Source organism: Emticicia sp., assembly GCF_043780375.1.
In the GTDB taxonomy this organism is placed as follows: domain Bacteria; phylum Bacteroidota; class Bacteroidia; order Cytophagales; family Spirosomataceae; genus Emticicia.
This window is the reverse complement of sequence record NZ_JAYWCU010000056.1, coordinates 1-11,681: the sequence shown is the minus strand read 5'-3', so window position 1 is coordinate 11,681 and position 11,681 is coordinate 1. Positions and strand designations below refer to the sequence as shown.

Sequence of the window (11,681 nt, the reverse complement as noted above, 5' to 3'; positions counted from 1 at the left end):
ATTATAGTTTTTTGACTGAATAATTACCCAAGATTGCTGTTTTTAAAACGTGGTCAATGGTATTCCAAACTTGCTCTTTGGTTTGTATTGTTTCCTCTTGAATAATCTTGTTCATTCTTTGATAAACTTGTTCAATAGTGAAATCACAAGGTAAATGATGAGTTGCTTTTTTTCTAATAACAGTAATCATATACTCTGCTGGATTGTATTTTGGAGCATATCTTGCAGTATGAATGAACTCAATTTGAATCTTTAAATTGTTATCTATTAAACTTTTCTGGACTATATTTTTCATCTTTTGAAGATGTGTTTTATTGTTATCTAAAACGATTTTCAGTTTTAAAGAACCTTTTTTTTGAGCCATTCGAGCTTGAATTAAACAAAATTCGGCTACTTGTTCAGATTTAGCTACTGTGTTTTGCCAAACAGATATTTCACCTGAAAAAGCATCAACACTAACAAATCCATTTGTCCGAGTACGGTTCTTTTCATTCGACTTTACTTGTGGTTGTTTACCTTGTTGTCCCCACATATAATGAGTGCTTGGACGAGTGCAGATACTGAATTCATCTATGAAAATCAATTTGGTATCTTCTCCACAAGCAACCAAATGGTCGATTAAATTTAGAGCATACAGTCGAATTTCGGTTTTATCCTCATTGATATAATGGTGACAAGCCTTCTGATGAGATAGCTTCATTTTGCGTAAATAAAGCCATACCGTTGAAATGCTAAGTGTTATCAAATAAAGGTCTTTAAGAACTGCCACCAAGAGAGCTAAAGTCCAAATTGCTCTTTTTTTGAGTATGTTTGTGGACTTTCAAGTAGAATCATTACTCGTAGCTTTTCTTGTTGTTGTTTACTAAGTGCTTGCAAACGTGGTTTTACAATTGGACTTGTCAAGCCATCTAAGCCACCCAAAATATACATATCAAGATAGCCACTCAAGGTTTTGTGACTTATTGATAAAGTCTGGATTATCTCAATGCGAGATTTTCCTTCCGAATACATCTTAATGGCTCGCAAACGCCTACGGATATACTCACGTTGATTTCGATTATAACACTTTTGCCAAGCAAGTAAATCAAAATTTAGGCTGGCAATTTGTTTATTTCTTGTACCCCATTCCATATTTTATACGTTAAAACTGCGGAAAAGGTACGAAAACTTAGGGAATTATTCAATACAACATCTATAGTTCTCATAACGCTATTGCGTGGTACAATTTTTGTACATCTCTGCTTTGTCTGAAAAAACAATATACAATGAATCTCAAAAAAGCAATTTTCTCTTTGCTGGCTATCAGCATACTATCCTTTATATGCGTAATTTTTATTAACCAAGGAGCTTCTTTCAATAAATATGCCCCCAAACTATTGAAGTTTGAAGGGGAAGGTTATGGTATTCATAAGCCCATTTGGGGAGATAAAATATTTACAAAAAGTGAAGCACTTTATATTCATCGTCATTATTATTGGGATCGGTATTATGGAAATCGTTTTACAAGCCAAGAAGTAGCTGAAGTTTTGATTGACCACCTTATAAATGCAGGTGAAGGTCGAGAAAATAAAAATATTGTGGCTTTTGAAAAAATTATCGGTGTTAAACAAGATGGTAATTTATCAATTGAAGATATAAAAATTGCGAATAGTTTTGAACATCCCGAAGATATTGTCAATCCCTATGTTGAGTATCGACTTCGTTATTACCGTACCCGTAAGGATGCCCGTTCAAACAGAGGCTGGTTCAAACGAGCAAAATCATTTTATATAGAAAAATCAAATGACGAAGAGGAAGTAAATATCGTAGAAGATTATATTGTGCTACCTAAGAGTAAATTGTAAATGATAATAATAGCATTCCTTCAAAATTAAAATGGGGTGTATGGAGATTTTTTTTTATCACAAACAAATCTTCTTTTTTGAAAAAAGTACAGCAAAAAAAGATTTTTTAAATTTACGCATAAAAAAAAGACAGCCAATCAGCCGTCTATTTTTCAACTTACCTAAACTAAATGTTTTCGGAAGTTAGTTGATGAGTAATTAATATATGTTGAACTAAGTGTCTTTATTCTACAAAACCGACGCCTACTGTGCTGTTGCTCATTTCGTCAATCAAAATAAATGAACCATTGGCAGGGTTGTCTTCATATTTATCTGCATAAATAGGATTAGCTGTTTTTACAGTAATCCAACCAATCTCGTTGAGTTTAATGCCTCCGTCTGCTGGCGGAGTATTATTTAAAGTCATATCTTTAATATCAATCAACGTATTTATTTTAGTTATTTTTGCTTTCACTCGATTTATACCGTGCTGCAAAAGATAGGATTTCCCTACGCTTAATATTGTGCTATCTAACCAACATATTTTTGCTTCAATTTCTTTTAATGCAGAAGGAGTTTCTCCAACTTTTACGAGCATATTTCCTCGGCTTACATCAATATTGTCTTCGAGAGTTATCACAACTGATTCTTTGGCTTTGCCAATTTCTAATTGTTCGCCAAACTTTTCAATTGTTTTTATTTTACTGATTTGCCCACTTGGCAATGCTTCAACCAAATCTCCAACCAAGAAACTTCCACTTGCGATTTTACCTGCATAACCCCTGTAATCGTGAAACTCTTCGGTTTTTGGTCTGATTACTTGTTGAACTGGGAAACGAGCTTGTATTGTGCTAAGTTCGGAGTTTTGTGAGCTGACTTTTTCTAAAGTATCAAGCAAAGTTTGACCTTCATACCAAGGAGTTTTAACAGATTTTCTAACCAAATTTTCGCCATAAAGGGAAGAAATTGGGATAAATTGTAAATTCTGACCTTTGAAACTTACTTGTTTTGCAATTGCCAATAATTCATTTTTAATTGCTTCAAAACGCTCTTGGCTATAATTAACCAAATCCATTTTATTGACAGCCACTACAATATTTTTGATACGCAGCATCGAAGAAATATAAAAATGTCTCTTGGTTTGCTCCACAACGCCATTTCGAGCATCAATCAAGATGATAGAAACCGAAGTGTTTGAAGCTCCCGTAACCATGTTTCGGGTATATTCAAAATGCCCAGGAGTATCAGCAATAATGTATTTACGATTGGGCGTACTAAAATAAATGTGTGCCACATCAATCGTAATACCTTGTTCACGCTCGGCAATCAATCCATCGGTTAGTAATGAAAGGTCTAAAAAATCAAGCCCTTTACGCTTTGAGGCTGATTCAAGAGCCTCTATTTTATCTTTTGTAATAGAATTTGTTTCATAAAGTAAGCGACCGATGAGCGTACTTTTTCCATCATCTACCGAGCCTGCTGTTGCTATTCTTAATATGTCCATACCCCTAACCCCTAAAGGGGGATTTTAAAAAAAACACCTAATTTATTATTTTAGATTGCTCTGAAATTAAGTAATGTAGTAGGTGTATTATTGATTTAAAAATTTATTAATCTAAAAATTGTAAACTCCCTTTTAGGGGCTGGGGGTGGTTTCAAAAATACCCCGCTTGTTTACGTTTTTCCATGGCTGCTTCTGAGCGTTTGTCGTCAATTCTTGCTCCACGTTCTGATATTTGAGCTGAAAGGATTTCTCCAATCACATCATCCAAATTATCGGCAGAAGAGGCAACGGCAGCCGTGCAAGTCATATCGCCAACGGTTCTGAACCTCACTTGAGTTTTGTATGGTACTTCATCTTCTGATTTATTAATAAATTCAGAATCTGCCCATATCATGCCATCACGCTCAAAAACATCACGTTCGTGCGTAAAATAGATTGATGGAATTCTAAGTTTTTCTTCTTTGATATAATTCCAAACATCCAATTCTGTCCAATTTGAAATTGGGAAAACTCTTACATTTTCGCCTAATTCAATTTTTCCATTAAGCATATCGAACAATTCTGGGCGTTGCTTTTTTGCATCCCATTGACCAAAATCATCTCTAACCGAAAAAATACGCTCTTTGGCTCTTGCTTTTTCCTCGTCACGTCTGGCACCGCCAATACAAGCATCAAACTTAAATTCTTCGATGGCATCTAAAAGCGTAACTGTTTGAGAAGCATTTCTACTGGCATATTTACCAGTTTCTTCTTTCACTTTCCCTTGTTTGATTGAATCTTCAACATAGCGAACGTGAAGTTCTAAACCTAATCTATTGACTAACCAATCACGGTATTCAACTGTTTCAGGAAAATTATGACCAGTATCAACGTGCAGTAATGCAAAAGGAATTTTTGAAGGATAAAACGCCTTTTGGGCTAATCGGACAACAGTAATTGAATCTTTTCCACCCGAAAAAAGGATAGCTGGTTTTTCAAATTGCGAAGCTACTTCTCTCAAAATATAGATAGCTTCGTCTTCCAATTCTCTTGGAAATGAAGTGTCATTTGCTTGATATACAGTTGATATTTCTGAAATTGAACTCATTAAAGTAATTACGATTTATGATATACGAATTACAAATGCTTACATAAAAGCATAATGATGAAGTAATTCGCTTCTGAATTCTTAATTTTTTTTTATTCTTATTTTGATTTACTCTATGTGTCTTTCTATTAAAAGACAATCTTTGAAAGCACAAATATACAAGTTCTAATTCGTAAATCGTAAATCAAGCGTGAAGTCCACATTCTTTTTTTGATTCTTCCCACCACCAACGCCCAGCTCTTGGATGTTCGTTTGGTTCGATGGCACGTGTACAAGGTAAACAACCAATACTGACAAAGCCTTTGCGGTGAAGAGGATTGTCGGGAACTTTGTTTACAGTAATATAATTCAAAATTTCGTCATAAGTCCAATGAATCAATGGATTGAATTTCCAAACTTTGTTGCCTTCGTCCCATTCCCAGATTTTCATGTCGTTTCGGTTTTCCGACTGTTCGGCACGTAAACCTGTTATCCAAACTTCGGCACCAGCCAATGCTCTTTTCAAAGGTTCTATTTTACGAATAAAGCAGCATTCTTTTCTATTTTCGACTGACTCGTAAAAGCTATTTAAGCCTTTTTCGGTAGTTAATTGTTGAACTTTATCGGTATTTGGGAAACAAATTTCAATGTTTTTTTTGTAACGTGAGCGAGTTCTATCAATCAACTCATAAGTTTCTTGAAAAAGTCGCCCTGTGTCAAGCGTAAATACTTTTATATTGATGTTATTTTTAAAAATAGCATCTGTAATCACTTGGTCTTCTTGCCCCAATGAGGTAGAGAAAACCACTTTATTTGGATATGTATTGGCTAAAAAGTTGAGACTTTCAACGAGGGAAAGTTTTTCTAATGTTTCAATCATAATAAAACGCTGAGATTTAAAGCCAAGCTTTCGATAAATTCCAAAGGTTCAACACAACAACTAACACACCAACCGAAATCATAATTGTTTTTGGTTGAAAAAGTTTCACTAAAAATGCACCTAATGGAGCAGCAAAAACACCACCAATTATTAAACCTGCAATGGCTTGCCAAGCTTGAATATCAATAAACAGCATGAAAACGCCAGTGCTGAAAAATGACACAAAAAACTCAGCAGTATTTACAGTTCCAATAGCTTCCTTTGGTGCATTTCCTTTACTAATAAGATTTGAGGTTACTAATGGTCCCCAACCACCTCCGCCAACTGCATCAAGAAAACCACCAAAAAAACCGAGAAGACCCAAGTTTTTGTTTTGGGGTTCAGTTGGGCGTTTTTTGAATGCTTTTGAGATAATTACAATTCCCAAAATTATCATATAAATGGCAATATATGGCTTTATTGCTTTTCCGTCAAATACATCTGAAATCAAATAAGCTCCAATCATTGCACCAACCACACCTGTTAAAACGATTCTGAAAAAGAGTTTTTTATCAATATTTCCAAAATAAATGTGTGAAAGTCCAGATACTCCAGTAGTAAAAACCTCTGCTGTATGAACGCTGGCGGTTGCATAGGCAGGCGGAACCCCCAAGCCAAGTAACATAGAAGTACAAGAAGCACCATAAGCCATTCCTAAAGCTCCATCAACTAATTGAGCCACAAAACCAATTCCCACAAAAAAGAGAAACATTGTGTCGATTGAAAAATGAAACGCATGAATACCTGTGGTGATTCTATAAGCTAAGATACCTAAAAGTGAAATTTTCATGAAAATCATTGCATAAGCGATGAATTTTATTTGTATATTTTCACTTAATGCAATGGCAATTCTTTTCATAATTAAATATTTGTTAAGCTACTTCTAATTCGTTCCTAAGGGCTTCACGAATAATCATAGATTTTTTTAAGAATTCTTCTGATTCTGTGATATAATTAAGAGCGAATGCTTGACTTGGCTCATTTTGATTGATTTGTAGCACTTGTTCCTTGAAATTACCGCCAAATTCTTCTGCAAAGTGCTTGTCAAATTCTGAAATAATGCCGTGTTGCGTATTACAGCTCACATTTTTTTCTAATAAAATTGCCTTAGCTGTATTAATTTGAGATTGATAAGCATAATAAATTGCATCAGCCCAGCGGCTTCCGTCAAGTGCTTCTTTAGCCCAAGCTATTTTTTCTTCTGATTCGTAAAAAATTGTAGCAACCAAATCAATAATTACGCTGGCACATTCGCCCACACCAATTTCAGTTTGAAAAATTTCATCACGTCCCCAATCAACAAAATCTGTATCAATTAATGTCGTTAAGTCTGCCAAAGGTTTCAATAAAGTATAAAAATATTTCTCGCCTTGACGATCATAATAATCATTAAAATATTCGCCTTCAAAACCATTGGTTTCGTAGTCATTCAAAATAATTCTCAACAATTGAGGGCCACGTTTGCTTGGTACTTTTATAACTTTGTCTGAAATTCTTCCTTGACCATTCCCTAAAGTTCCACCACCCAAAAGCACTTGTAATGCAGGCAATACTTTTCCCGCCGCCTTTAGTGAACTTCCATGAAAACCAATGTGTGCCATGCTGTGTTGCCCGCAAGCATTCATGCAACCAGAAATTTTGATTTGCATGTTGTTTTCTTCAACCAATTCGGGAAAATCTTCACGAAGCACTTTTTCAAACTCTAAAGTAATACTTGTGCTATCCGAAATAGCTAAATTGCAAGTATCTGTTCCTGGGCAGGCTGTAATATTGGCAATGCTATTGGCACCAGGAGCTGCCAAATTATGCTCATTTAATACATTATAAATATATGCAAGATTTTGTTGTTTTACAAAGCGAAGCAAAAGTCCTTGATTTACCGTAACTCTCACATCATCAGCCACGTAGCCCGATAATTTTCCAATCAAACTACGAGAAATTGTACTTGAAATATTGCCCAAAGGTACTCTTATAAATACACCAAAATAGCCTTCTTGCTTTTGTTCAAAAACATTGGTTTTGTGCCAATTATTATATAATTCAGAAGACTCAATGTTAAGGTCTGAAGACTGAATATTGAGGACTGAAAACTGCGATTGTTCGTCTTTTTCGGTATTTACTTTGAAGGTTTTTACTTTCAGCGAAAGTTTTTCTTCTTCAACCAATTGCATAAATGTTTCGAACCCTATTTTGGCTATTAAGAATTTAAGACGTGCTTTATGGCGTGAGTTTCTTTCGCCATGGCGGTCGAAAACTCTCAAAACAGCTTCTGTAAAAGGTATAATTGCATCTGCATCCAAAAATTCATAAGCCAAATATGCTAATTGTGGTTGAGCTCCTAAGCCACCACCAAGCATTATTTTAAAACCACGTTTGCCTTCTTGAATTTTTGGAATAAATCCTAAATCGTGCATATAACTCAAGGCTGTATCTTCGTCTGTACTCGAAAATGACATCTTAAATTTACGTCCCATTTCTTGGCAAATAGGGTTTCGGAGGAAATATTCAAAAGTTGCATGAACATAAGGCGTAACGTCGAAAGGCTCATTTGGGTCAATGCCTGCGGTAGGTGAAGCAGTGATATTTCTTACAGTATTTCCACAAGCCTCACGTAATGTGATATTTTCTTCTTCCAATTTAGACCATAGCTCAGGTGTTTTTTCCAAACTTACGAAGTGAATTTGAATATCTTGACGAGTGGTAAAGTGAAGATTTCCAGTTGAATATTCGTCCGAAATATCAGAAATTCTGTTCCATTGATTGAGCGTCATTTTGCCATAAGGTAACTTTATTCTTACCATCTGAACCCCTTGTTGGCGTTGTCCATAAACACCACGAGCTAACCTTAAACTACGAAACTTTTCTTCGTGGATTTTACCTTCACGAAATAATCTAATTTTTCGCTCTAAATCTATAATGTCTTTTTCGACTAAAGGATTTTCTAACTCTGTCCGAAAACTTTGCATAATTTTTCTTTGGTTTAACGATACAAAGTTATATAAAATCTATAATAATTATAGACTATATGGGTGAATATTTTAATTTTTTTTATAAGTATTTGATAATAAACTCTTTATGTTAATTTTTTGCCTTGAAGATAAAATAAATATTGGCTGAAATTTATTTTGAGAAAGTATTAGATTAATTTTGTTAAAGTTTTTTGTTTTCAAAAGTTTTACCTTAGTCAAAATAAATTATACTTTTAACGAAAGGTCGAATTCTTGAATATATCCAAATAGAATATCAAATACAGATTTAGTTATGTTTGAAAAAATTGAAGGAAAAGAGTACCCAAAAATAACAGAATCGAGGGCAATTATACGTTTTCAAGACTGTGACCCTTTGCAGCATTTGAATAATTCTAAATACTTTGATTATTATTTCAATGCCCGAGAAGACCAAGCGGCGAAGTTATACGAATTTAAGTTTTCCGAAATATTTAAAAATTATCGTACCAGTTGGGTGGTTTACCAACACCAAATTTCTTATATCCGACCAGCAATAGTGAGTGAGTGGGTTAAGATTTTTTCGAGAGTTATTTTTTTCGATGACGATACAATTGTAACGGAGTATTTTATGACTGACGAAAATAAAACCGAATTGAAAAATTTCATGTGGACTACCAGCAAATATGTGAGTGTGGAAACGGGTAGGAGAGTGCCTCATCAAAAAGTTGTAACTGATTATCTGTTAGAGACTTATGAGCAAGGAATTGATTTTAAAAACATTACTTTTGACCAACGATTAAAGACGGTAAAGCTAGAATTATTGGAGAAACAATCATCTCTTTAAATTTTGTAAGTTTTACCTTCTTCTGCTAAAAATGTGTTTGCAAAGACCTCTATTGATTCCGAAAGATGAGCATCTAAAATTTTGTAGCGTGAAGAATAATGACCAATAATTAATTGATTAGCATTGATTTTTTTTGCAATCGTTGCTGCCTGTCGAGCAGTCGAATGATTGGTTTGCTGGGCACGTTTTAGCTCCGATTCTGTAAAAGTAGCTTCGTGATAAATGGCATCAACGTTTTGTAACTGATTTATTTTAAGTTCATTATAAGCTGTGTCTGAACAATAGGCAAAAGATTTTGAAACCGAACCAGTAGTTGTAAAGTCTTTGTTTAGAAAAACTTCTCCACTAAATTCATCGCTTATATCTAAGCCATCTTTGAGCATTTTGATATAGGGGATTGGAAAGTTTTCTGGTAATTTTTCTGCCAAAATCTTTCTTTTAGATGCTTTCGACCGAAATAAAAATCCACAACAAGGAATACGGTGATGTAAGGGGATTGTTTCTACAGAAACTAAATTGGTGTCGAGTATCGAATGAATATTTTCAGTATCGGTTTCAACAAAATTTATTTTGAAATTGATTTTTGTATCAGAATGCTTAAATTGTATAGTCAAGATTTCTGCCAAACCTCTCGGTGCAAAAATGGTTACACTTTCTTTCCTTTGGTTGAGATTCCAACTTGAAAGCAGGCCAATGAGTCCAAAATAGTGATCGCCGTGTAAATGACTAATAAAAATGTGACGAATGCGAGTTGATTTAACTTTGTGTTCGAGTAGTCGATATTGCGTACCTTCGCCACAATCAATCAAAAAAGACTCATTTTCAATACATAATAAAAAAGCCGATGGATGACGATTGAGTACAGGCGTGGCAGAACCAGTACCAAGTATTAATAATTCAAAATTCATTCTTATAAGCCGATAATCCACAGATAAAGTTCGATGGTATCATAACTGATTAGTAGGTGGTTGGATATTATTTTTAAATTGACTATTGTTTGGGCAGTGATACGGTTTGGATTATTGCCCAATATTTAAAATTTTCCCTCGGTAAAGCCATTTTCTTCACCCAAATCAAATTCATCATCATGTTCTTCACGGAAATCATTTTCTAAATCATTCATAAAAACAGCATCAATACCTTCGTCAGTAGTTGGTAAAGTAATGAGTTCAGGAATTTTTTCGGCATCAATCAAATCAAGTAAATCATCATCTTTGGTACAAATAATAAAAAGCCCTTGTTCGGTGCGACATACTTTGGTCGCTTTGCCAATCAGCGTAAGTCCAGCTTCATCAATTTCAGTTATTTTACTAAAATCAACAACCATATTATTTAGCCCTTCACGGTAAAGTACCGCCACTACTTTTTCAAATTCGGCGGTAATTCTTTTATCAAAAGCAGTCTCATCTATTTCAATGAGGGCGTAATGTTCAGTTTTTTCGACTTTATAATTCATAATAAATGGCGTTTGGGAATCGTATGCAAATTTAAGTGAAATTTTTCTTTTCACTAACATCTTGATATTAAAATAGCCTAAATTCTATCTATAATCCAATCAAAAAGATTATTTATTTGTCTAATTTTACTGGCAATATATTTTTGAGTTGGTTTCTCTATTGGGTTTGAAATGCCAAAATTTGGAGTTAATTTTCTAATAGTTTTATAAGAATGTTTCTGGAGTAAATTTTGATAATTTTTCCAATACTTCATTCCCTTAAAATTGACCGAAATGACAGGTGTATTATTGATAATTAATTGATTATCAATGGTTTTAATTTTTCTTTCTGGTAAATTCCAAACACCAATATTTAAACCTTCATGCTTTTCAATATGTACTTTATCAAACAAAGCGGGTACATGTTCGAGCCAAAGTTGGTCAGCATTTAAGCCTTTGCACAAATCTCTAAACCCTTTATTTTGAGTATTATTGCTCCACCAGTTAATAAAAAGTGTTACTTCGTCTGACTGTTTTATTGCCCAAAAGCCTGAATGAAAAACCCCAGTATTTAAAATCTGTTTTTCATCGGGGTGTACGCCTGCATAAATTAGTTGAGGAATGATAATAATGTCTTGACTATCAAGTGTTTGTTCGATGAAATCTAATGAATGATAAACGAAAGAAGTACAGTCGAAATACATAATTCTTTCATTTTTTTGAATAAAATATTTTGCAAAAAAAGGTTTACAATTGGCTGTAAGTTCATCGTGTGTATATTTTTCAGCCATTTGTTTGAAGGCTGGAATATCAATTTCAGTTATATCAATAATCGGATAAGACGATCTTATGAAGGAAGAAATATTCGATTTTTTATCAACCAAACCTATATAAAACGAGTAGCTTGGATGTTGTGTTTTAACTGAATCACCCAAGACAAACGCATGAGCAAGCTGATTGATGGAACAAACAGTGAATATAACCATAAATTTATGGGTGCAAAGAATGCTTATTTGAGTAATGACTTACTATTGATAATTGTTTGAATAACTTCATTTACTTCAATTTCTGAGCTTGAACCCTCAGAGTTTCGTACGATGATAGCATTTTTGCCAGACTTATAAAGTCCCGAATAAGGCATC

Annotated in this window: 12 protein-coding genes and 1 pseudogene; 2 read left to right on the top strand and 11 right to left on the bottom strand. The window is 34.1% G+C overall.

The annotated features are described in order from the left end of the window. Nucleotide 1: 1 nt before the first annotated feature. The 3 genes and pseudogenes from ACH2CJ_RS03875 to ACH2CJ_RS03865 form a co-directional block, all read right to left on the bottom strand. Nucleotides 2–700: a transposase gene (locus ACH2CJ_RS03875; RefSeq protein WP_394990881.1), complete on the bottom strand. Its 699-nt coding sequence runs from the start codon at nt 698–700 to the stop codon at nt 2–4. Next, nucleotides 701–769: pseudogene (locus ACH2CJ_RS03870) on the bottom strand (hypothetical protein); the annotation flags it as partial. Between the two features lie 8 nt (nt 770–777). After that, complete coding sequence (locus ACH2CJ_RS03865) at nt 778–1,131, bottom strand: helix-turn-helix domain-containing protein (protein ID WP_394990879.1); 354 nt, start codon at nt 1,129–1,131, stop codon at nt 778–780. A 134-nt stretch (nt 1,132–1,265) separates the two neighbouring features. On the opposite strand from ACH2CJ_RS03865, the gene ACH2CJ_RS03860 reads away from it, so the two are divergent. Beyond that, entirely contained in the window at nt 1,266–1,844 is a 579-nt protein-coding gene (locus ACH2CJ_RS03860; protein WP_394990878.1) for a hypothetical protein, read from the top strand. A 223-nt stretch (nt 1,845–2,067) separates the two neighbouring features. On the opposite strand, the gene ACH2CJ_RS03855 is transcribed toward ACH2CJ_RS03860, so the two are convergent. The 5 genes from ACH2CJ_RS03855 to ACH2CJ_RS03835 form a co-directional block, all read right to left on the bottom strand. Beyond that, nucleotides 2,068–3,327: a sulfate adenylyltransferase subunit 1 gene (locus ACH2CJ_RS03855; protein WP_394990876.1), complete on the bottom strand. Its 1,260-nt coding sequence runs from the start codon at nt 3,325–3,327 to the stop codon at nt 2,068–2,070. Between the two features lie 151 nt (nt 3,328–3,478). Further along, nucleotides 3,479–4,414 carry a sulfate adenylyltransferase subunit CysD gene (gene cysD / locus ACH2CJ_RS03850; protein ID WP_394990874.1) on the bottom strand — a complete coding sequence of 312 codons (936 nt, stop codon included), beginning with the start codon at nt 4,412–4,414 and terminating at the stop codon, nt 3,479–3,481. A 184-nt stretch (nt 4,415–4,598) separates the two neighbouring features. Further along, nucleotides 4,599–5,273: a phosphoadenylyl-sulfate reductase gene (locus ACH2CJ_RS03845; RefSeq protein ID WP_394990873.1), complete on the bottom strand. Its 675-nt coding sequence runs from the start codon at nt 5,271–5,273 to the stop codon at nt 4,599–4,601. A gap of 16 nt (nt 5,274–5,289) precedes the next feature. Further along, the gene (locus tag ACH2CJ_RS03840; RefSeq protein ID WP_394990871.1) at nt 5,290–6,171 is read right to left on the bottom strand and encodes a sulfite exporter TauE/SafE family protein; all 882 of its coding nucleotides are present in this window, start codon (nt 6,169–6,171) and stop codon (nt 5,290–5,292) included. A gap of 13 nt (nt 6,172–6,184) precedes the next feature. After that, nucleotides 6,185–8,278, bottom strand: coding sequence for a nitrite reductase (locus tag ACH2CJ_RS03835; RefSeq protein WP_394990869.1), 2,094 nt, complete (start codon nt 8,276–8,278; stop codon nt 6,185–6,187). A 295-nt stretch (nt 8,279–8,573) separates the two neighbouring features. Between ACH2CJ_RS03835 and ACH2CJ_RS03830 the strand changes: the two genes are divergently transcribed. Beyond that, on the top strand, nt 8,574–9,104 hold the full coding sequence (locus ACH2CJ_RS03830; RefSeq protein ID WP_394990867.1) for an acyl-CoA thioesterase: 531 nt from the start codon (nt 8,574–8,576) through the stop codon (nt 9,102–9,104). Here the strand turns inward: ACH2CJ_RS03830 and ACH2CJ_RS03825 are convergent. The 3 genes from ACH2CJ_RS03825 to ACH2CJ_RS03815 form a co-directional block, all read right to left on the bottom strand. Beyond that, nucleotides 9,101–10,012, bottom strand: a complete 912-nt coding sequence (locus ACH2CJ_RS03825) for a ribonuclease Z (RefSeq protein WP_394990865.1) — start codon at nt 10,010–10,012, stop codon at nt 9,101–9,103. The two genes, ACH2CJ_RS03830 and ACH2CJ_RS03825, sit on opposite strands and share 4 nt — an antisense overlap. Before the next feature lie 125 nt (nt 10,013–10,137). Further along, nucleotides 10,138–10,560, bottom strand: a complete 423-nt coding sequence (locus tag ACH2CJ_RS03820) for an STAS domain-containing protein (RefSeq protein ID WP_394990864.1) — start codon at nt 10,558–10,560, stop codon at nt 10,138–10,140. A 77-nt stretch (nt 10,561–10,637) separates the two neighbouring features. Then, the gene (locus ACH2CJ_RS03815; RefSeq protein ID WP_394990862.1) at nt 10,638–11,525 is read right to left on the bottom strand and encodes a hypothetical protein; all 888 of its coding nucleotides are present in this window, start codon (nt 11,523–11,525) and stop codon (nt 10,638–10,640) included. Nucleotides 11,526–11,681 lie beyond the last annotated feature (156 nt).

Coding starts and splice junctions, on each gene's coding strand:
- ACH2CJ_RS03815 (WP_394990862.1), bottom strand. CDS start 11,525: ATGGTTATATTCACTGTTTGTTCCATCAATCAGCTTGCTCATGCGTTT.
- ACH2CJ_RS03875 (WP_394990881.1), bottom strand. CDS start 700: ATGAAGCTATCTCATCAGAAGGCTTGTCACCATTATATCAATGAGGAT.
- ACH2CJ_RS03855 (WP_394990876.1), bottom strand. CDS start 3,327: ATGGACATATTAAGAATAGCAACAGCAGGCTCGGTAGATGATGGAAAA.
- ACH2CJ_RS03860 (WP_394990878.1), top strand. CDS start 1,266: ATGAATCTCAAAAAAGCAATTTTCTCTTTGCTGGCTATCAGCATACTA.
- cysD (WP_394990874.1), bottom strand. CDS start 4,414: ATGAGTTCAATTTCAGAAATATCAACTGTATATCAAGCAAATGACACT.
- ACH2CJ_RS03820 (WP_394990864.1), bottom strand. CDS start 10,560: ATGAATTATAAAGTCGAAAAAACTGAACATTACGCCCTCATTGAAATA.
- ACH2CJ_RS03840 (WP_394990871.1), bottom strand. CDS start 6,171: ATGAAAAGAATTGCCATTGCATTAAGTGAAAATATACAAATAAAATTC.
- ACH2CJ_RS03865 (WP_394990879.1), bottom strand. CDS start 1,131: ATGGAATGGGGTACAAGAAATAAACAAATTGCCAGCCTAAATTTTGAT.
- ACH2CJ_RS03835 (WP_394990869.1), bottom strand. CDS start 8,278: ATGCAAAGTTTTCGGACAGAGTTAGAAAATCCTTTAGTCGAAAAAGAC.
- ACH2CJ_RS03845 (WP_394990873.1), bottom strand. CDS start 5,273: ATGATTGAAACATTAGAAAAACTTTCCCTCGTTGAAAGTCTCAACTTT.
- ACH2CJ_RS03825 (WP_394990865.1), bottom strand. CDS start 10,012: ATGAATTTTGAATTATTAATACTTGGTACTGGTTCTGCCACGCCTGTA.
- ACH2CJ_RS03830 (WP_394990867.1), top strand. CDS start 8,574: ATGTTTGAAAAAATTGAAGGAAAAGAGTACCCAAAAATAACAGAATCG.